20 protein-coding genes are annotated in these 20525 nt (G+C 62.0%); 6 read left to right on the top strand and 14 right to left on the bottom strand.

Annotated features, from left to right (window positions below):
* The 5 genes from PLH32_11580 to PLH32_11560 all read left to right on the top strand — a co-directional run.
* The coding region (locus tag PLH32_11580; GenBank protein HQJ65244.1) for a molybdopterin-dependent oxidoreductase at positions 1 to 1814 on the top strand (1814 nt) is incomplete at its 5' end.
* Positions 1811 to 2275 (top strand): (2Fe-2S)-binding protein, encoded by a 465-nt coding sequence (locus tag PLH32_11575; protein ID HQJ65243.1) that lies wholly within the window; start codon positions 1811 to 1813, stop codon positions 2273 to 2275. The genes PLH32_11580 and PLH32_11575, both read left to right, overlap by 4 nt.
* Before the next feature lie 115 nt (positions 2276 to 2390).
* Positions 2391 to 3557 (top strand): knotted carbamoyltransferase YgeW, encoded by a 1167-nt coding sequence (ygeW, locus tag PLH32_11570; GenBank protein ID HQJ65242.1) that lies wholly within the window; start codon positions 2391 to 2393, stop codon positions 3555 to 3557.
* A gap of 8 nt (positions 3558 to 3565) precedes the next feature.
* Entirely contained in the window at positions 3566 to 5023 is a 1458-nt protein-coding gene (locus tag PLH32_11565; protein HQJ65241.1) for a pyridoxal-phosphate dependent enzyme, read from the top strand.
* Positions 5001 to 5660, top strand: coding sequence for an NTP transferase domain-containing protein (locus PLH32_11560; protein ID HQJ65240.1), 660 nt, complete (start codon positions 5001 to 5003; stop codon positions 5658 to 5660). Before PLH32_11565 ends, PLH32_11560 begins: the two co-directional genes overlap by 23 nt.
* Before the next feature lie 3 nt (positions 5661 to 5663).
* Here the strand turns inward: PLH32_11560 and PLH32_11555 are convergent, their stop codons facing one another.
* The 4 genes from PLH32_11555 to PLH32_11540 all read right to left on the bottom strand — a co-directional run bounded on the left by PLH32_11555 (position 5664) and on the right by PLH32_11540 (position 8723).
* Positions 5664 to 5864, bottom strand: coding sequence for a hypothetical protein (locus PLH32_11555; protein HQJ65239.1), 201 nt, complete (start codon positions 5862 to 5864; stop codon positions 5664 to 5666).
* A gap of 100 nt (positions 5865 to 5964) precedes the next feature.
* Positions 5965 to 7770, bottom strand: coding sequence for a M14 family metallopeptidase (locus PLH32_11550; GenBank protein ID HQJ65238.1), 1806 nt, complete (start codon positions 7768 to 7770; stop codon positions 5965 to 5967).
* A gap of 66 nt (positions 7771 to 7836) precedes the next feature.
* Entirely contained in the window at positions 7837 to 8148 is a 312-nt protein-coding gene (locus PLH32_11545) for a helix-hairpin-helix domain-containing protein (GenBank protein HQJ65237.1), read from the bottom strand.
* 41 nt (positions 8149 to 8189) lie between these two features.
* Positions 8190 to 8723 (bottom strand): O-acetyl-ADP-ribose deacetylase, encoded by a 534-nt coding sequence (locus tag PLH32_11540; protein ID HQJ65236.1) that lies wholly within the window; start codon positions 8721 to 8723, stop codon positions 8190 to 8192.
* A gap of 181 nt (positions 8724 to 8904) precedes the next feature.
* Between PLH32_11540 and PLH32_11535 the strand changes: the two genes are divergently transcribed.
* Positions 8905 to 9360 carry a PspC domain-containing protein gene (locus PLH32_11535; GenBank protein ID HQJ65235.1) on the top strand — a complete coding sequence of 152 codons (456 nt, stop codon included), beginning with the start codon at positions 8905 to 8907 and terminating at the stop codon, positions 9358 to 9360.
* 104 nt (positions 9361 to 9464) lie between these two features.
* On the opposite strand, the gene PLH32_11530 is transcribed toward PLH32_11535, so the two are convergent.
* The 10 genes from PLH32_11530 to PLH32_11485 form a co-directional block, all read right to left on the bottom strand.
* Positions 9465 to 9911, bottom strand: coding sequence for a nuclear transport factor 2 family protein (locus tag PLH32_11530; GenBank protein HQJ65234.1), 447 nt, complete (start codon positions 9909 to 9911; stop codon positions 9465 to 9467).
* A 1-nt stretch (position 9912) separates the two neighbouring features.
* A complete protein-coding gene (locus PLH32_11525; GenBank protein HQJ65233.1) occupies positions 9913 to 11466 on the bottom strand; it encodes a serine hydrolase in 1554 nt (517 codons plus the stop codon).
* Between the two features lie 11 nt (positions 11467 to 11477).
* Positions 11478 to 11657, bottom strand: coding sequence for a hypothetical protein (locus PLH32_11520; GenBank protein HQJ65232.1), 180 nt, complete (start codon positions 11655 to 11657; stop codon positions 11478 to 11480).
* 102 nt (positions 11658 to 11759) lie between these two features.
* Complete coding sequence (locus tag PLH32_11515) at positions 11760 to 12416, bottom strand: hypothetical protein (protein HQJ65231.1); 657 nt, start codon at positions 12414 to 12416, stop codon at positions 11760 to 11762.
* A gap of 13 nt (positions 12417 to 12429) precedes the next feature.
* Entirely contained in the window at positions 12430 to 12930 is a 501-nt protein-coding gene (locus tag PLH32_11510) for a hypothetical protein (GenBank protein HQJ65230.1), read from the bottom strand.
* Between the two features lie 121 nt (positions 12931 to 13051).
* A complete protein-coding gene (locus PLH32_11505) occupies positions 13052 to 14068 on the bottom strand; it encodes an XdhC family protein (GenBank protein HQJ65229.1) in 1017 nt (338 codons plus the stop codon).
* A 157-nt stretch (positions 14069 to 14225) separates the two neighbouring features.
* Positions 14226 to 16490 carry a molybdopterin-dependent oxidoreductase gene (locus tag PLH32_11500; GenBank protein HQJ65228.1) on the bottom strand — a complete coding sequence of 755 codons (2265 nt, stop codon included), beginning with the start codon at positions 16488 to 16490 and terminating at the stop codon, positions 14226 to 14228.
* Positions 16487 to 17914, bottom strand: coding sequence for an FAD binding domain-containing protein (locus PLH32_11495; protein HQJ65227.1), 1428 nt, complete (start codon positions 17912 to 17914; stop codon positions 16487 to 16489). Before PLH32_11495 ends, PLH32_11500 begins: the two co-directional genes overlap by 4 nt.
* A gap of 121 nt (positions 17915 to 18035) precedes the next feature.
* Positions 18036 to 19688, bottom strand: a complete 1653-nt coding sequence (locus PLH32_11490; protein ID HQJ65226.1) for a lamin tail domain-containing protein — start codon at positions 19686 to 19688, stop codon at positions 18036 to 18038.
* 67 nt (positions 19689 to 19755) lie between these two features.
* Complete coding sequence (locus tag PLH32_11485) at positions 19756 to 20508, bottom strand: SdiA-regulated domain-containing protein (GenBank protein HQJ65225.1); 753 nt, start codon at positions 20506 to 20508, stop codon at positions 19756 to 19758.
* Between the last annotated feature and the right edge of the window lie 17 nt (positions 20509 to 20525).

The following is a 20525-nucleotide window of genomic DNA, read 5'->3' as shown; positions in this document are numbered from 1 at the left end:
TGAACCGCGGCTTTGCCGAGGCCGATCTGGTGCTCGAAAAAACCTTCACCACCCCGTTCGTCGAGCACGCCTACATGGAGCCCGAGGTCAGCATCGCTCTCCCCCGCCCCGACGGCACGGTTGAGGTTTACGGCAGCATGCAGCATCCCTTCAGCACGCGCCGCTTCGTCGCGGCCTGCCTCGGCCTCCCCCTCGCCGATGTCGAGATCATCGGCACGCCCCTCGGCGGCGGCTTTGGCGGCAAGGACGACACCGCGGCGATCGTCTGCGCCCGCACTGCCCTGGCGGCCCGGCTGCTCAACCGGCCGGTCAAGATGGTCTATTCCCGGGAGTGGTCGATCCGCGAGAGCTACAAGCGCCATCCCTACCGCGTCTACTACAAAATGGGGCTGACCCGCGCGGGGCGGATCACGGCAGTCGACTGCCGGATCATCGCCGACGGCGGGGCCTACTGCTCGGTCACCCCCTGGGTGACCTGGCGTTCGACGGTGCAGTGCTGCGGCCCCTATGTAGTCGAAAACGTTCACTGCGACACCTTCGGAGTTTATACCAACAATCCCGTCACCGGGGCGATGCGGGGATTCGGCTCGCCGCAGATGAATTTCATCATCGAATCGCTGATCGAGGAGTCGGCGGAGCAGCTGGGGATGTCCGGGATCGCGCTGCGGCGCATGAATATGGTGCGCCAGGGCAGCGTCACCATCACCGGTCAGAAGCTGGAGGGGCACACGGTCGCGATGGAGCAGGTGCTGGATCAGGTTCTGAAGGAGATCGATTACGAGACCAAGCTGGCGCGCTGCAGCCATGGGCGCGGCAATGAGGAGGAGCTTTACGGTATCGGGCTGGCGATGAGCTACCGCGGGGTCAGCCTCGGGGCCGAGGGGGTCGATTTCTGCGCCGCCATCGTCAATGTGCAGGCGGACGGCTCGGTGCTGCTCGAGGCGGGGGTGCACGAAAACGGCCAGGGCGCCGAGACGGCCATGGCGCTGATCCTGGCGCGCGAGCTGGGGATCGGCCTGGAGAAGATCCGTTACCGGCGCTCCTCGACCTCGGTGATCCCGGACAGCGGCACCACCGTCGCCTCGCGCGGCACGATCATGGGCGGCGGGGCCGTTGTCCTGGCGGCGCGCGAGGTGAAGAAAAAGATCGCGGTGTCGGCCGCAGCCGATCTCGGTTGCACTCCCGGGGAGATCGTCTTCGCCTCCAACCAGCTTTCCGGGCCGGGAGGCCGCTCCCTCCCCTTCGCTGAGGTGATCAGGAGGATGTTCCAGAAACAGCAGTTTCCATATGCCCTCGGGGTCTATCGTGCCCCCCAGGTGACCTGGGATGAGGAGACGGGCCAGGGCAACGCCTATTTCACCTGGGTTTACGGCTGCCAGGCGGTGGAGCTGACGGTGAACCGCAAGACCGGCAAGGTCCGGCTGCTCAATGCGGTGGCCTGCCACGATGTCGGCAAGGCGATCAACAACACCATGCTCCTCGGCCAGATCTATGGCGGCATCGCGATGAGCACCGGCTATGCCCTGCACGAGGATCTCCAGATCGCCGGGGGCAGGATCGCCCACACCAATCTGCAGCGGTACCGCATCCCGCGCGCGGGTGATCTGCCGGAGATGACGGCGTTGATCGTCGAGAATCCCGATCCGGTCTCGCCCACCGGGGCCAAGAGCATCGGAGAACCGGCCAACGAGATCATGGCCCCGGCGATCGCCAACGCGATCTATAACGCGACGGGGGTCCGTCATTATGCCCTGCCGATCCGGATCGCCGGATCGGATGCGCCCGGGGAAGCGCAGAAACGAGGTGCGCGATGAAGTTGATGGTGAACGGCGTGACCCATGAGATCGGCGAAGGGCTGGCCGAAAAAAGGCTGCTCGACTGGCTGCGCGAGGAACTCGATCTGACCGGGGCCAAGGCGGGCTGCGAAATCGGTGCCTGCGGGGCCTGCACGGTGTTAGTCGACGGCCGGCCGCTCAAGTCCTGCACGCGGCGGCTCAAGGATGTAGCAGGGTCGGAGGTGCTGACGATCGAGGGACTGACGCCGCCGGACGGCTTGCTGCACCCCCTTCAGCAAGCCTTTCTCGACGCCGGGGCCGTGCAGTGCGGCTTTTGCACGCCGGGGATGATCCTGGCCGCCCATGCCCTGCTGCTGCGAAATCCCGCTCCGACTCGGGCGGAGATCCGCCAGGCCCTGCATGGTAATCTCTGCCGCTGCACGGGGTATCAGCAGATCATCGATGCGGTGGAGCTGGCGGCGCCCTTTTATAGAAAATAGTCTCTCACAGGGTCGAGGAGACACAGAGAAACTACGCTCTTTGGACTCTGCCACCGTGTGAGAATCCTTTTCCAGCAAACATTTCAAATAATGGAATCATTACCCTGAGGACAGAATGGATTTAATCGCAAAGAATGTACTGGCGCTCGAGAAACTTGACGTCCACGCGCATAACCGGGACTTTCTCCTCACCTGGGAAAAGAGCCGCGACGAGATCGAGGCCCTCCTGCTTACGGCAGAATTTTTTTCCGAGATGCACCGACAGAAGAAACCCTTCCGCCTCTTCGACTCCGGGCTGGCGATCTCCATCTTCCGCGACAACTCGACCCGCACCCGCTTCAGCTTCGCCGCCGCGGTCAACGCTCTGGGGCTGGGGCTCTCCGAACTCGACGAGGTCAAATCCCAGATCGCCCACGGCGAGACCGTGCGCGAGACCGCCAATATGATCTCCTTTCTCGCCGAGGCGATCGGCATCCGCGATGACATGTTCCTGGGCGAGGGCAACCGCTATATGCGCGAGGTGAGCGCCGCTCTTCAGGAGGGATTCGAGGCGGGGGTCCTGCACCAGCGCCCCGCGGTCATCAACCTCCAATGCGACATCGACCATCCCACCCAGACCGCGGCCGATCTCCTCCACATTCGGAACCACTTCGGCTCGCTCGAGGCCCTGCGCGGCAAAAAAATCGCCATGAGTTGGGCCTACTCCCCCAGCTACGGCAAGCCCCTCTCGGTGCCGCAGGGCATCATCGGTCTGCTCACCCGCTTCGGCATGGAGGTGACCCTCGCCCATCCGCCTGGGTACGATCTCATCCCCGAGGTCCTCGAGATCGCGCGCCGGAACAGCGCCACCAGCGGCGGTAGCTTCCATCGGACCGAGAGCATGGCGGAGGCCTTTGCGGGGGCCGATATCGTCTATCCCAAATCCTGGGCCCCCTACCGGGTGATGGAGGAGCGCACCGCCCTGCTCAAGCGGGGCGACCGTGAGGGGCTCAAGGCCCTCGAGAAAGAATGTCTCGCCAACAACGCGCGCTTCAAGGACTGGGAGTGCGACGAGACGAAAATGAAGGAGACGAAGGGGGGCTGCGCCCTCTACATGCACTGCCTGCCGGCGGACATCTCCGGGGTGAGCTGCGAGCGCGGCGAGGTCGCCCGCGAGGTCTTTGAAAAATACCGGCTCGAGACCTACCGTGAGGCGGGCTTCAAGCCCTTCATCATCGCCGCCATGATCGCCATGGCCCGGATCCCTGACCTGCCCACCCAACTGGCCCGACTGAACGCATAGGAGCTGTCATGCCGCAAATCATCAAAGAGCTGCACCCCGAGATCATCCGTAAAACCGCCGCGCGCTGCAAACAGCTCGGCATCACCATTCCGACTTTTCAGCAGCTCCGGAATCCGGAGACCCTGCCGCCGCAGATCACGGATAGGCTGCAGAAGGTCGGCCTCTGGGATATCAATCCCCTCAACCTCTACCGCATCACCTGGAAAAACGACATACGCACCGGCCTCTTCGGCGGCGTAAACTGGCTCGAGATCCCTCCCGCCCTGAGCGGTATCAAGGCGCGCATCATAGGACTGGTAGGCCGGTATTTTCCGACCGGGGCGCACAAGGTCGGCGCGGCCTTCGGCTGCCTGGTGCCGAGGCTGGTCAGCGGCGCATTCGATCCGGAAAAGCACAAGGCGGTCTGGCCCTCGACGGGCAATTACTGCCGCGGCGGAGCCTTCGACTGCGCTCTGCTCGGCTGTACGGCGATCGCCATCCTCCCCGAGGAGATGTCGCGCGAACGCTTTGAATGGCTGCGCGAGATCGGCGCGGAAGTGATCGCCACACCGGGCTGCGAGTCGAACGTCAAAGAGATTTATGACAAGTGCCACGAACTGCGCCAAGACCCGCTGAATGTGATCCTCAACCAATTCGAGGAATTCGGGAATCCGATCTGGCACTACAGCGTCACCGGCCCGGCCTGCGACGAGGTGGTGGAAGGGCTGGGAAATCCGGCGCTGCGCCCCGCCGCTTTTATTTCGGCGACGGGCTCAGCCGGCACCATCGCGGCAGGGGATTATCTCAAGGCGCATCATCCCAGCCTCAGGGTGGTCGCGAGCGAGGCCCTGCAGTGCCCCACCCTGCTGATGAACGGCTTCGGCGGCCACCGTATCGAGGGCATCGGCGACAAGCACATCCCCTGGGTGCACAATGTCCGCAACACTGACGCCGTTGCCGCCATCGACGACGAGGATTGCATGCGCCTGCTGCGCCTCTTCAACGAGCCAGCGGGGCAGGAGTACCTGGCCGAAACCGGCCTCGAAGCCGCTCTGATCGAGCGACTCCCCCTGCTCGGCATCTCGAGCATCGCCAATCTGCTCGCGGCCGTCAAAACGGCGAAATACTTCGAGTTCGGCGAGGAGGATGTGATCCTCACCATCTTTACCGATTCGGCGGAGATGTACGCGTCGCGGCTGAGTGAGCTCGCCGCCGAACGCGGTTTCTATCGCCGCGACGACGCCCTGCGCGATCACGCGGGTCCGATCGCCCATCAGTCGATCGATTACTTCAAGGAGGTGACCTACACAGACCGCAAGGCGATCCACCATCTCAAGTATTACACCTGGGTGGAGCAGCAGGGCAAGAGCAGCGAGGAACTCAACGCCCAGTGGGATCCGGAGTACTGGCGGGCGCTGTTCGAGGATGAAGTGGGCTATTTCGATGAACTGATCGGGGCGTTCAATGCCGAAATCGGGAGGGCCTGAGCCCGGGCTAGCAGCCATCGGCGCTGTCATCCTGGCGGCCGGCAGCGGCCGCCGCATCGGCACCCCCAAGCTACGCCTGGAAGCGGCGGGCCGGAGCTATCTGGAGCTGATCCTGGATCGGCTCGGAGAGGCGGAGATCGCACCGGTGGCCTGCGTCGTAGCCGCAGATCAATCGGCGTGGGCCGGCCCTCGTCTGGCGGCAGCAAGCCGGATGGGCGATCCCCGGCCGGATGGGGCGCCGGACAGGCCCTGCGCGGCCGAGTGGAGCCTGCTGGTCAATCCCCATCCGGAGCTGGGGATGTTCTCGTCGGTGCAGCTGGGCGTCGCAGCCTTGCGTTCGTGTCCGGGGCTCTTTATCATCCCGGTCGACCATCCCTTCGTGGCGTTGCCGACCTATCTGCAGCTCAAACAGGCTTTTCAGCATCATTCCGACGCCGTCATCAAGCCCGCTTTTCACGGCCGGCCGGGCCATCCGGTCGTTCTGCCGCGGGAGGCCCTGGCGCAGCTCCTGGCTGCTGCCGCCGATGCCACGCTGCAGCAGGTGCTGTGGCAATCGGGAATCCGCCAGTTCCTTGTCGAAGCTGGCGATGCGGGCGTTCTGCGAAATATCAATCGACAAGGCGACATCGAGGGCTAATCTCTACTCCGATGTGCGTGCAAGCCGGCACAGCCACCAACTCAATGCGCCGGCCAGGGCAGCAACCACAGCACTGGGCCACAACGGCACCAGCAATCCCGCCGCCGTCACTTCTACTCGCGCAACCAGCCGAGCCAGCTGCGCTAGAGCGATCAGGGCAAAAATGATGCTGGCGACGCGCAGACCAAGTTGTTGCTTGCTCATGGTATCCCCTCCTACAATTAAACCCAAGATGGTCCGGATGAACAGCCTGGGAAAGCCAGGCCTGCACGGCAAACCGGATTATGGCGTCCAGGAGCCCGTTTTAGAGTTCACCCAGCGTCAGCGGAATATCTCGGGTCATGCGCCAGATCGGATATAGATCCTTATCCTGATCATACCAGGGCGAATTCTGGTAAAAGAAGGCGAGCCGCGCCCGCGGATTAGCGGCAAAGGCGCTGTCTGACTGCACTTTGCTGGCAAACCGTTCAGCCAGCGCCTTATCGCCCGCCATCATTTTCTCCGCCAGGGGCTCCATCACATAGGATTCAAAGTATTCCCGGTCTTCAAAGATGGTGTTCATCAATCCCCAGGCGACCAGGGCGTCCGGGGCCTCGGGCTCCAGGAGTTGGATGATCAGTTTGCCGCGGGGATTTCCCATCGGCACAAAGATGGTGCCGGCGGGAAAAACGCGTTTTTCGGTCACGGGAACGACCTGGTAGGAAGGCAAGGAGCGGCCTTCATAGGAACGCGGGCGGAACCGGACCTCCCTGAAGCGATAGCCCTCAAAATCCCCGGTACACGGTTGGATCAGGCGCTGCATTTTTATGCCATGGGCGCGCAAAACCTCGACGATGGCCTGCCAGCCCTGCGGGATGAGATAGCCCAGCGGCGGCGCCACCTGCACGGCCGGTTCGGCCTCATTGTAATAAACCGTGGGGATCTCTTCTTTTTCGGTGGAATAGGCTGGATAGGTATCTCCGGAAACCACCCCCGCCTTCATTTCCGAGCGAAAACCAAGAAACAGGGCCTTCTCTCCCGCGTCGAAACGCGTATTAAACTGCAGCGGGATTTTAAGCGTATCCGCCGGACCACGGCCCCAGGCCGAAACCCGCTGATCTTCCTCTGCAACGGCTTTAAGCAAGGCCTCCGGCTTTTTGACGATCTCCCGCAAGCCGATGAGAATGAAATCGAGGGTCGTCTGGACGCGGACGGCATAGGGCTTAAGCGAGTGGGTCTCGATGAGAAAGCCCGCACGGTTGCACACAGTGGCATAGGCATTCGAGAGCATTGGCCGCCAGACGCCGATGGCAAAGCCTTTCTCGGGATGATCCTCCTCGAGCAGATCGGCATAGGGCCCGATGAGCAGACCCCGCGTCCGGCACGCATTCCGGACGCCGGGCAGGAAAATCTCCCGCGCCCACCGAGAGACAGCGCCGCCGAACTGATCATGTTCGTCAATATTGAAGGTGAGGAGGTACTGATAATCCATGCCGTCGGTGGTGTGGCAGTCATAGAAGAGGTGCGGCAGCCAGCGATGGTACATCTGCAGCCACTGGCGCATCTCCGGAGCATCGGCTTTCATAAAGTCGCGATTCAGGTTGAGGCGGGTGGAGGTTACCCGCCATCCCATTTCTCGTGGGCCGTTCTGATTGATGCGGTTGTAGGGCGAAAAGCGCTCATGGCCATCGACGTTGAAGATGGGAATGATGAGGAAGATGAGCTTTTCAAACAGCTCCGGGTGCTTCTTGTCAATCAGCAGGTCGCGCGCCAGCAGCATCGCCGCATCCTTGCCCTCGCATTCGCCGCTGTGGATGGCGCTCTGAATCAGGATGACCGGTTTGCCGGTCCGGTGCGCCTTTTCTGGGGTGAAGGCCTTGTCCGCGGAGATGATAAAGAGGGGCAGCGAGCGCCCCTCGGGACTGCGGCCGAAGGACTCGAGTCTGGCGAAAGCGGAGGCCTGGTCCAGTCGCTCAAAGTAGGCCATGGTTTCAGCGTAACGCGGTGTCTCCAGGCCCCCAGATTTTTCGAAGAAGGTGAGCCATCCCTCCTCACCGGCCATTGCAGGGGATGTGAAGAAAGCTGTCAAAGCGCATGCAATGGCGGACCATTTATAAGTTTTGCTGGACAAAGGAGTTCTCCCGAGTGATCACCGGTGTGAGCGTTCAGGTTTCGAATTGAGAAAAACGGAGTTGTTTCAGCGGCTGCTGCCGGACTCGCGGGCATCGGCCTCGGCCCCTTCTTTCCAGTTCCACCATTTGAGCAGCTCGGGATCATGGCGGTCGTGGCTGGCAAAATAGACAGCCTCGCGAAAGACATAGAGGACGCAGCGGTCGATGCGGCCGCCGTGGAGTTCGCAGAGCCGGGCGTACATCGCCTCCGGATCGGCATCCCGCAGCTGGGAGACGCGATGGTAGCCGATCTCGCCCAGATGCCGGGCAAGGTTGGGACCGACGCCGGGGATGGTTTGCAGATCCTCGGAATCCTGGAGCGTACGTTTTGAAGTCATGACCTTTCTTTCCGTGCAGTACATATCCCGCGATATGCGCTTCAGGTGGAAGCCCCCTCCAGGAACGATCGGTAGAGCCGGGCATCCACGCTTTCGAAACAGCAAAAGATGACGATTTCGGGCAGATCATAGGTATCCAGCCATCCCCGAACCGTCGTCACCGCAATCCGGCAGGCCTCCGGCTTGGGATAGCCGAAGACGCCGGTGGAAATGCAGGGGAAGGCTATCGATTTCAATTCGGCCTCTTCCGCCAGCTGCAGAGAGCGCAGATAGCAGGATTCAAGCAGGGCGGCCTCGCCGCGAAGACCGCCCTGGTAGACCGGGCCGACGGTGTGGATGACATGGCGCGCCTTGAGGCGGTGGCCGCCGGTGATGCGTGCCTCTCCGGGCGGGCAGCCACCGAGGAGGATGCACTCCTGCAAGAGGCCCGGGCCGGCGGCGCGGTGGATGGCGCCGTCCACGCCTCCACCGCCGCGCAGCGAAGAGTTGGCGGCGTTGACGATGGCGTCCACCTCGAGACGGGTGATGTCACCCTTGACCACACGGATGCGTGATCCTGTTTGGACTGGATCCATGGAGCCCTCCGGTTCTCTACCAAGATATGAAAATTGCCTCCGTGCAGAAAGATAACCAAAGCGAGGTTTGAAAGCAAGAGGTTTTGTTTCAGGCCAAAATCATCGGTCGCAGCGGGGCGGGAAATGAATCTTTTTAGGAAGAATGGCGTATCAAGAGGTGTACAACCAGGGAGGAAAAGCCATGGAAGAAAACGTACTGCAACGACTGGCGCGATCCAGCAGCGATAAAGTGATCGCCGGAGTCTGCGGCGGACTGGGTGAGCATACGGGCGTGCCGGCATGGACCTGGCGGCTGATGTTCGTCTTTGCGTTTATCTGTTTCGGCACAGGAGCGCTGCTGTATATCCTGATGTGGATCTTCATGCCGGCCGCCGCGGCCAGCCCGGCCGCCGGGACGGAACCGCGCCAGGCCAGCTGGCTGCAGCAGATCAGCCGCTCCGAACGGGACAAAAAGATCGCCGGCATCTGCGGCGGACTGGGAGAGCACAGCGAGGTGCCCTCCTGGACCTGGCGGGTGATCTTTACGGCGCTGGCATTCTGCTACTGCTTCGGGGTGCTGGCGTATATTCTGCTCTGGATCTTTATGCCGCGCGCGGGCAGCCTGACACCAGCCGACCGGAATGCGCCCATGGCCTGATCGCTTATTAGAAGGGCAGATGCCGGAGGAACGCATCGCCCTTTATGCTCGTTTTGGACCGGGCCGGATGACGGCCCGGTTTTTTTATGCCGCCGCGCGGCGCACTAGTCGCAGACCGGACAGCCCTTGTCGAAGATGATCCGCCACCTCCCCGGCGCCTCAAGGCGCCAGATCGAGGTGAAGGTGCCGATGAGCTTGCCTGTGGGGTCATGGACCGGTCCGGTACTCAGGGCGAGGGTGCCGGAATCGAGCACCTCCACCTTGTCCGGCGCCCAGGAAAAAGGCGCCTCGGCCGCCTCATAGTATTTCTTCCACCAGTCGGCGACCTGCTGAGCCCCCCGCAGCGGTTTGGGTCCGCTGAAAAAGACCGCTTCGCTCGAGAGGAAGGAGACGAAAGCGGCATGATCGCGGCGGGCCATCGTGGCCGCAAAGGCGCGCTCGGTCTCGATGACCTGCTGACGCAGGGCCACCGCATCGGGTTGCGGTTTTCCGGATGAACAGCCGAAGACCAGGCTGACGAGAACATAGGCGCTGAGTATTCCGGCCTTCATACTATTCCTTTCTGACAAAATCGAGATCCTGGAAATCAAAGCTGAAATCGGTCAGCGGCGAGATGGCTTTCATCGTCATCGCGGCCGGTTTGCCCTCGGTGTCCAGTGTAAAGATGGCGAAGGCGTCGGCATCGAGCGTCCGGTCGTCCCAGCGCACGACAAAGGTGTTTCCGGCATACCAAAACATCTCCCCGCGCAGTTTGGGTGAGCGCAGTGCCTGAAAGCGCATCCGGCCACGTTCCAGCGTAAGGGCGACATCACCGAACCAGCGGTCGAAATAGATCCCCGCATAAGGCGCCCGGTCCGGGAGCGCCTTGCTCTTGAGCTGTGCCGTGATTTTTTGCTGTACGGCCTCCATTACCTTCGCGGCCTCGGCGTTCTGCTCCACCCGTCTCTGGCGCAGTTCCTCCACCCGGTCCACCGGCGCCATCCCGAGATAAAAATCCTTGATGGTGCTGGTGATAGCGGCAAAGGCCGCTCCCTCCTGCTGGTTGGTGAAAACGATGATGCCGAGTTGGAGTTCCGGGAGGATGGTCACCTGCGTGACGATCCCCATCAGGCCACCGGTGTGGCTCACCTGCAGCCAGCCTTTTACATCCGACAATCCCCAACCCAGGCCATAGGCCGAAAAGTGGGTATTGTAGGGGCCGGGATTCCGCACCGGGATGATGGTCTGCGGCGTCCACATCTCGGAATGGACCTTCTCGGAAAAAATCCTCTTCTCCGGATTTTCGTTGTACCTCCCCTTGTTGATCTGCACGATAACCCACTGGCACATCTCCGCGACGCTGCTGTAGATCCCGCCCGCGGGATTGAGGAGGTTGCCTTTCTCCTTGGGCACGACCCGGAGCCGGCCGTCGACCGGCACGTGGGCATCGATGATGTTGGTGGTATCGGGCAGGCGGTTGATCGAGGCCGCGGTGCGGACCATGCCGAGCGACCGCAAGATCCGCGATTCGACGAACTCCTCCCAGCTCGTGCCCGAGGCCCGGGCGACCACCTCGCCGGCAACGATATAGAGAAGATTGTCATAGTCATATTTCGTCCGGAACGAGGAGGCCGGCTGGAGGAAACGCAGGTTGTGGATGATGTCCGGTGTGGTGAACCGCGCCGAGTCGGGCCAGATCATCAGGTCGCCAGCGCCGAGGCCGAGGCCGCTGCGATGGGTCAGCAGGTCGCGGACGGTGAACTCGGCGGTGACCCAGGGATCGTGCAGCCGGAACTCCGGGATCAGGTCGGTGACGCGGGTATCCCACCCCAATTTGCCTTCATCGACCAGGATGCCGAGGGCAGCCGCGGTGAAGGCCTTGGTGTTGGAGGCGATGGCAAAGAGGGTGTTCTCATCCATGGGCCGGCCGGTGGCGATGGAGCGCACACCGTATCCCCGGGCGAGGACCACCTGGCCGTCCTTGACCACGGCGACCGCGATGCCGGGCACATCAAAGGCGGTCATGGTACGCTGGACCAGGGTGTCTACAAAGCCCGGGCGCAGCGTCTGGGATTGGGCCGTCAGCGCCAGCCCAAGCAGAAGGGTCAGGGAGAGGAGTCGTCTCATGGGTGACGGGCCTATTTTTTTTCTTCGGATGATTCCTTTTTGCCGCGGCTGAGGAGGGCGGCGCTGATGACGATGAAGGCGCAGGCGAGAATGAAAAAGGTGGTGCGGCTGCCAGCTATGGCGGCGAACATAAAAACAAGTCCGGCGATGAGGAAAAGAATGCCACTCAACTGCTTTTTCGAATCGGACATGACGTTTACCTCCTTGATGGTTGGTTCCGGCCCCCCGGATCTGGCCCCCGGATCTGGCCCCTGCATCTGGCTCTCACCCCGACTCGGGCCCGGTCGCGCAAATCAAAACGACAACAGCAGGGAGAACGAATGGTACGGTTTGTCCATCTTCACAGCATCCAGTTCGTGGAGACGGCTGAAGGAATAGCGCAAGCCGAAGACTCCGTGCGCCCAAGACATCCATAAGCCCAGAATAAGGCCGACTGATGAATTATTCAGGGCGACTGCGGGCCCGGGATCCTCGATGAACGAAATATCGTGATCGGTTACATGAACGCCGCCATCTCCCTTCGGTTCGTCATCGATCACCCCGAGCTTAATACGCTCGACGGCTCCTGAAAGACAGAGGTTCAGGGAAGGGCCAGCATACAGTAGCAGCCGCGAACTGTGAACCGGAATTGTAAAACCCGCCAAAACCGGCACTTCAAGAAAGAGCGTTTTTACATTCAGGTCGTAGAGGGAAAGCATACCGGGATAGTGCCAGACCCGCTGCTCCCGGAGCGCGATGCGCTTGTAATGAAGGTCGAGCTCGCCGCTCAGGACCATTCTGGCGGCAAGATGCCATTCCCGGGCAATGCCGAGCATGATGCCGGGGGCAGAGTGGAATGTCAAAGCTTTTTCGTCCGATTGCGAAATCCCGAGCAGCGCGGTACTCGGAGCGGCACCAGCGGTGGTTTGCAGCAGCAAGGCGATAAGCATCGCAACTAGGGCCATTTTCATGCGCACCTCCAGCTCAGGGGATCCGCGAGCGGGCAACCTCGAGATTGATCATGACGGGCACCTCAAGGCGGTCACTGTAGTCATGGATCAGGGCGGTGAGCCGTTCATAAAAGCCGGCCATCTGCTCCGGCGGATGGATGGCATTCTCAGAAAAGGTTTGCAGCAAATCAATATATGAAGCCGCGCTGAACGTCCGGATTATCTGATATTCCCGGTGGGCAAAAAAGTCCAGACCCGGCGCCTGCTCCAGTTCGCATTTAATAGATTCGATTCTTTGCCTCTGAATTCCGCGGAGATCATCATGCAGCTCCGGTTTGGGGTGATACCGCGCATAGATTTCACGGATCGCGTCGAAGACCGGGGCGTCATCCCGGGAATAATTGCTCCACCAGGCGGCGACGAAACCGCCCGGCTTGAGCAGCTCGCGATAGAGCACGTCCGGATACCCCGGCCGTGCGGCATCGTAAAGCGCTGCATTGCGGTTGAAGGAATCCGCCCTCTGTCGGTCGATCATCGGTCACCCCTCTTATACGGCCTGTTGATCGTTCGGTTTCAGATCAAAGATGTCAGTGCACTCCACCCCGATGTATTTCTGCTGCACCAAGCAGTCAGGGCCTCGGGAAACAGGGCTGACCTCAAAATGAACGATGCGGATCAGGGGCGCCTCCCTGGCGGCGATCCCGATTCGCAGTGGATTGATTGCGGATCTGGATGAGCTGCGCGGCAATGCTAACAGCGATCTCGGCCGGAGTGTGGCTGGCGATCGGCAGACCCACCGGCGTCCAGACCCGCTGCAGCAGCTCCTCCGCTACCCCCTCCCTGCGCAGATGCTCCAGGATCTCGGCAGCCTTGGTACGGCTGGCCATCATGCCGAGATAGCGCAAGGGCAGGCGCACCAGCGTGCGCAGGACTATTTCATCCGCCCGGTGCGAGGGAGTCATGATCACAACCCATGATTTTTCCCCGGGATGAATGTGGCGCGCCGCTTCGGCATAGGGAGTGATGATTTTGTCCTCAGCCCAGCGGTTGTGTTTCAGAGTATCCACCCCAGGACGGTCATCAAGCACGACAATGCGCCACTCAAGCAGATTCATCAGCTGCGAAAGGGCTAGACTGACGTGACCTCCGCCGACGAGGTAGAGGGTGTCATTCGGGAAAATCCGCTCCTGATACAAGACCTCGCCTTCATGGGCGTCATCACCTGGCTGAGTGCCGGATGGCCCGGTTTCTTCCGACCAGAGCATCTCCGAGTTCGTGATCGACCAGCTGCCTGTGCCCCCCACCGCCAGAACGGCGATGAGGGTCTCGATGACGGAGCGGTCCGCCGGCTGCAGCGGGTAGAGCAGCACGCTCTGCTCGCCGCCGCAGATCATGCCATTGGCCTCCGCAGAGCCATCCTCCTCAAGGCGCAAACGCCGCAGCACCGGCGCCGGATTGGCACTTCGCAGGAGAGCCCGCGCCTCCTCAACCAGATCGAACTCCAGCTTGCCGCCGCCGATGGAGCCGGCCAGTCCGCCATCCGCAGCCGCGGCCATCTTGAAGCCGGGCTTGCCCGGCGTGGCGCCGCTGTTGGCGGTGACGACCAGAAGGACGACAGGAATTCCCAAACGGGATTTCTCGAGAATAAACTGCCAATAGTCCTTTATTTTCAATTGTTTGTTCCCTGATCTCTTTCGGGTGTAAATCCGGATCGCGTTCTCGCTGGTAATCTACTCAAGAGCAAGTAATTTCTCAATAGAAAAATAAACTTGGGGGTGGATGGAGGCGGGTGGGAACGAGAGCGCCGTGGCAGCCGGGTGGGGGCGCGGGCTAAGCCGGCGAATCGCCGCCGTGCAGCGCCATGAGCAGGCGCTCGGAAGTCAGCGGGGCCACATAGGGCAGCTCGAGTCCGGGACGCGCGGCGCGCAAGGCGTCCAGAAGGGCGAACCAGCCACCGATGCCGTAAAGTAAAGGGGGCTCGCCGATGGCCTTGCTGTGATAAGGCCCGGCACCCCCCTCCGCCTCCTCGAGCCAGTGGATTTCGATCTCCGCGGGCGCAAAAAAGAGGTCCGGCACCTTATAGGTGGTCATCGAGCCGGCGAGGAGCCGACCCTTGGTGTCCTGCACCACCTCCTCGAGCGTCATCCAGCCGAGGCCCTGAACCACGCCTCCTTCCACCTGGCCGCGGTCGATTTGCGGGTCCAGCGACCGGCCGGCATCATGCACAATCCGCACTGCGTCGAAACGGCAGGTGCCGCGCAACACGTCGAGGGTCGCCTCAATCAAAGCGGCGCCGTAGACGTGATAGGCGAAGGCATCGCCCTTGTTGGTGGTCTTGTCAAAATGGATGGCCGGTGTGGCATAATGGGCCTGGCTGCTGAGACTGATCCGCGCCGCATAGGCGGCCGCAATGAATCCCTCCCAGGTGTAAGGCAGCAGCCGATCCTGGATCTGGATCTGCTCCCGGCGGATGGTGAACGCTCCGGGGCTATCGATCCCTGCGATCCGGGCGGCAAAGTCAGCAAGCCGGGCCAGAATCGATTCACAAGCGAGACGCACCGCCTGGCCGTTGAGGTCGGCTCCGGTGCTCGCCGCCGTAGCCGAGGTATTGGCATTGCGCACCGTGCTGGTGCTCTCGATGCGGATGCGACCGGGGCGGATGCCGAGGGCGCGGGCAGCGACACTGCGTAGCTTTTCGTGTACCCCCTGCCCCATCTCCACTGCGCCGGTGCTGATGCCGACGCTGCCATCGCTGTAGATATGCACCAGGGCATTGGCCTGATTGAGCAGGGTATTGGTAAAGGAAATGCCGAAGCAGATGGGCATAATCGCCATGCCCCGCTTCTCATGGCGGTGCGTGGCATTGAATCGGTCGATGGCGGCGCGACGGGCTTGCGGATCATAGCGCTCATGGAGTTCCTGCCAGCAGCGCCGGGCTAGCACATGGCGTCCGCGCTGGCCATAGGGGAATTCGTTCCCCTCCTCGATCAGGTTGGCCGCCTGGATAGTGGCGACCGGGAGTCCGAGCCGGGCAGCAGCCTGGTCGAGGGCTGCCTCGAGGACGAACATTGCCTGGGGGCCGCCGAAACCGCGAAAGGCGGTGTTGGGCGGTAGGTTGGTGCGGCAGCACCAGGCGGTGGCGCGCACATGCGGAATGGCATAGCAGTTGGTTGCATGGAAGAGGGTGCGGTCGAGGATGGCCGGCGAGAGGTCGGCGGCCGCTCCGGCATTCTGATAGTAGGTCACCTCCCAGGCGAGGATCTTGCCGTCGCGACGCAATCCGATCCGGTAATCGGAGGAGTAGGGGTGGCGCTTGCCGGTGCAGCGCATATCCTCGTGACGGCGCAGGATCAGCTTGACCGGTTTGCCCAGGTGGAAGGCGGCCAGCGCGGCGAGGGCAGCCCAGGCGGTGGCCTGATCCTCCTTGCCTCCGAAGGCGCCGCCGAGGCGGAGCACCTCCACCTCGACCTGATGCATCGCTAGGCCGAGCACCCTGGCAACACTCTTCTGGACCGTCGTCGGCGACTGGGTGGCGGAAAAGAGCTTGATGCCCCCCTGTTCCTCCGGCAGGGCCAGGGCCCCCTGGGTTTCGAGGTAAAGATGCTCCTGTCCCCCCGAATCGGCCCGGCCCTCGAGGATAAAGTCGCAGTGCGCCCAGGCGTGGTCGATATTCCCGATGGCAAAGGTGCGTGGCGGCTGGATCAGCTCTCCGCAACGGACGGCCTCGCGCGGATCGAGGACGGGTGTTTCTTCCGCATAGCTCAAGTCCATCAGCTTGAGGGCAGCGCGAGCGGCCTCCGGGCTTGCCGCAACGATCAATGCGACGGGCTGGCCAATATAATCCAGACGCTCCGCGGCGAGGAGCAGCTCGTCGGCGATTATTCCGCCGATTTGGTTCTCGCCGGGGATGTCGGCGGCGGTGAGCACGGCACAGACACCGGGTGCCTTGGCCGCAGCGGTGGTTTCGAGAGCGATCAGCCGGCCGCGGGCGACCGGTGAGGTGAAGACCGCTGCATGCAGGGTTCCGGCGGGCGCCGGCCGATCGTCGATGAACTGCGACTCGCCGCGGAGATGGAGAACGGAATCGAGGTTCATGCGGCGCCTCCGCCGAAGCGTTCCGGCATCAGTCGGACGAAATGAGCCTGAAGCAGCTGACGCAACAGCAGCCGTTTATATTCCGCCGAGCCGCGCACATCGTCGATTGGAGCGATCTCGCTCCCGGCGACACGTACCGCCTCGGCCAGGACGCTCTCATCCAGTTCGCGGCCGCGCAGATAGGCGCAACAGGCTTCCAGATAGAGCGGCACCGGCGCGACGCCGCCGGCGGCGAGATGGATCTCTTCAACCCGGCCGCCATTCAGGCGCAACAGACAGGCCGAATTGACGGAGGCGATATCGAGGTGTTCCCGTCGGCTCACTTTTTCAAAATTGTAGAGGTCACCAGGCTGCGGCAAGGGAAAACGCACCGCAGAAAGGAGTTCCTCCTCCCGTCGGTCGAGTTTCTTGTACCCCAGGTAAAAGGCACGCAGGGGCATGGAGCGGGATGAATCGCCATCCGTGAGTTCGATCTCGGCGCCTAACGCCAGCAGCAGGATGGTCAGGTCGCCGATCGGAGAGGCGTTGATGAGGTTGCCGGCCACCGTGGCGCGGTTGCGGATCTGTGTCGAGGAGACGAGTTCGAGAAAGCGTGGCAGGTCGGGTAGAATGGTGCGCAGCTCCGCGGAAAGGCGCAGTTCCTCGACCGTGACCGCGCCGCCGATCCGGCACCAGCCTGCCGTGACGGCTATCCCGCGTAGCTCCGGGCGGCCGCCGATCAGCTCGACCGCGGCTGCTGCCATCTGCTCCGGCTTTTGCACCAGCAGATCCGTCCCGCCGGCGATGCGGATTTTATCCGGTTCGGCCGCTGCGGCGGTGGGCTGCGTGAAGGCGGCGAGCTGGCCGGGTACACCAGCGAAGTAAGCCGGTACGAAACCGGCGGCGATCAGGCTCTCCAGCCGCGGCGCCGCCGCATCCGGAAGCTGTGCGAGCACCTGGCGGACGGCGCGGCGGATTGAGAGGTAGCCGGTGCAGCGGCAGATGTTGCCAGCGATGCTGAGGAGGGCCTCCTCTTCATCCCACTGCGCGGCCGTGAGCAGCCAGCCGGTAAGGGCGACGACCAGCCCGGGCGTGCAAAAACCGCACTGGATGGCGCCCTGGTCGAGAAAAGCCTGCTGCAAGGGATTAAGGGGGTGACGCTCAAGAACGGGACCGGCATCGACCGGCGCGGGGGAGAGGCCTTCAATAGTGACAAGGTGGGTGCCGGCGCAATCGCCGAGCGGGAGCAGACAGGAGACGACGGCGTGGTAAAGGACGCGCCCCTCCTGCAGACGGCCGTGGAGGATGGTACAGGCGCCGCAATCGCCCTCGCGGCATGCATCCTTGACGCCGGTGAGGCCGAGACGACCGCGCAGGAGGTCAAGGGCGATGCCGCCGGGATTCGCTTCCACTTCAACGGGATTTTGATTGATCACCAGTTGCATGGACAGCCCAACCTCCGCATCCCGACACCGGCCGGAAGCCGCCGGCCGGTTCATCGCAGGGAACAGGATAAAAACAGGCGCCATCACCAGAAGGGTGAAGGCGCCCGATAACAGAATGGTCTTACTTCATCAGCACCATACGTTTCGTAGCGGAGAACCCGGCGCTGCGGATGGCGTAGAGATAAATCCCGCTCGCCAGGCCATTGGCGTTGAAGGTGAGCTGATGCATGCCCGCAGCCATGCGGCCGTTGGCAAGTTCCGCCACCCTCTGTCCGGCGAGGTTATAGACGGCCACCTGCACCTCGGCCGCTTGCGGCAGAGTGAACTCGATGGTGGTGGAGGGATTGAACGGATTCGGGTAATTCTGGCTCAGGCTGTAGCCTTCGACCACCTTGGGATCGACCGCCACGCCGGAGCCGCCGCCGTTAGTCGCGCCCCTGGTGATGACCGGAGAAAGCTGCCAGACGCCGGCATCGGGGATGCGGCTGTAGGATTCGGTCGTTTGCATCGCCAGGAAGGCCACCGAATCAACCACCACACCGCTGCTGTCCTCGAGCCACACCTTTTCGCCGCCGCTCGAGAGGCCGAAGGCCGCGGGAGAGCCATCATCGGTGACGATAACGAACCAGCTTTTGGGGGCCATTTTGGTAGCAGGCGCGACGACCATCTTCGGCTTGGAACCGCTCTGACCGCCGGTGTCATAGATCTTGTAGCCGCTGATGTCGATGGTATCGGCCGAGCTGTTGTAGAGCTCGATCCAGTCCGGGTCCGCGGTGGTGCCGCGCGAATAGATTTCGTTCATTTTGACGGGAGCATTGGTCTTGCCCTTGCTCAGCGGTGACCAGAGTTTCCAGGCGCCGCCGTCCGGGATGCGCTGGTAGGACTGACCCACCTTCATGGCCGGGAAGACGCAGCTGTCGATGACCGCGCCGGCAGGATTGGCGAACCAGACGGTTTCACCGCCGCTGCTGAGTCCGAAATCGCTCGCCGTATCGGTGGTGTAATCGGTGTTGAACGCCAGAACGCCCCAGGCAGGAATGGTGGTGCCGGCGGGAATGGCCTTCTTTGGCTTGCTGCCGGCTTGGCCGCCGTTGTCATAGAGCAGATACCCGCTGAGGTCGACCTGAAAATCGGAGCCGTTGTAGATTTCGATGAAATCCGGGGCGGTGGCATCCTTGGTGCCCTGACTGTAGATCTCGTTCATCATCAGCACCACGGGTCCAGCGGCGCCGACGGTGACCTTGTGATTCATCGAGGTGTCGGCCCAGGCATTGTCGTTATCGGTATCGCTCGGATTGATGCTGTTGAGCATGTCAACGGTGTTCTTGGTCACCAGATAGCCGATCTGGAAATCGCCGGTCTTGGTCCCGGCTTTCAGCTTTACGCTCGCCTCATGGACAACATCGGCGCCGTTGGCATAGGCGGCGTCGGAGAGCAGTTTGATCCATTTCATGCCTGCCGGCGGGGGAAGTTTGGCATCGATATCGCCATAGGTTGGCGGGGTGGTGGGATCGAGCGCGAAAGCGCCGCTGCCAACCTGGGAGTTATAGGTGCCGGAGATGAATTCCCAGTCATCCGGCACCAGGATGGCCAGGGCGCCCTTGTAGGCATTGACATCCGCGGTCTTGTCGGTGATCGTGATCTTGGCTTCAAAGGTGCCACCGGGGGCCACGGTCAAGGACTGAATCACTTCGGTAATCAGGCAGCCGCTGATAAGGAAAGCGGTCAGCGCAACGGTCAATAAAAGGACTGCAACGCGTGTAGCATTTTTCATAGAGTCCTCCTTCATGGTATTTTTTTAATTTACAAAACCCGGGAGTGAAGCACAAGCATAATCGGTATCAGATGGGTTTGGAAAAGATGTAGAGTTTTGCATCCTGGTCGTTGACGATATACATTTTGGCCCCGGCCAAGGCGATTCCTTCGCCCTTGTCAAAGGGGAGGTTCCACTCCCCGAGCAGTTCGCCGGTCCGGGAGATCCGGATGACCTTGCGTGATTCATCGCTGATGATCCAGAAGCCCTGGCCTCCCGGGTCGCAGCAAATGTCCGAGAGGTCATCGACGAAGGCGATTTCCCTGCGGCTGATTTCCTGCGTCCCGGCGAATTCGAGCAGCAGGCGCGGCATTTTTTCATTGATAATCCAGAGATGTCCCTGGGCATCGACCGTGACTCCTTCCAGGGCATTATTGGCCAGAGTAGCCACTTTCACAGGGAGGACGGACAGCAGTCTACCTGCGCGGGTATAAGTATCGATGGCCTGGTTTCGTTCTTCGGCCAGAAAGAGAGAGTCCCCGCCTGCCGAGAGCGCGATGCCCTCGAGATCGGAGCCGTTGGTGGGAAGCGTCCGCTGAACGACGCCGGCCGCCGAGATCTCGAAGACCTCGGGACGTGAATCGGAGACGACGAAAAAGGTGTTGCTCCCCGGGCTATAGACTATGCCCGAGGGTTCCGTTATGGCCGGTGCGAGACTGATGACCTCGACGGGTTTCAATGCGTTGTTGACGGGTTCTACGGGCGAAGAGGCGGGGCCGCTGCGGGAGCAGCCGGCCAGGCCGAGCGCCATCAGGAGGATCAGGAGAGTCGAGTTCTTCATAGTGCCTGCGTAGTGAA

Source organism: bacterium (assembly GCA_035419245.1).
In the GTDB taxonomy this organism is placed as follows: Bacteria; Zhuqueibacterota; Zhuqueibacteria; order Residuimicrobiales; family Residuimicrobiaceae; genus JAKPUX01.
This window is presented reverse-complemented; position numbering and strand designations above follow the sequence as displayed.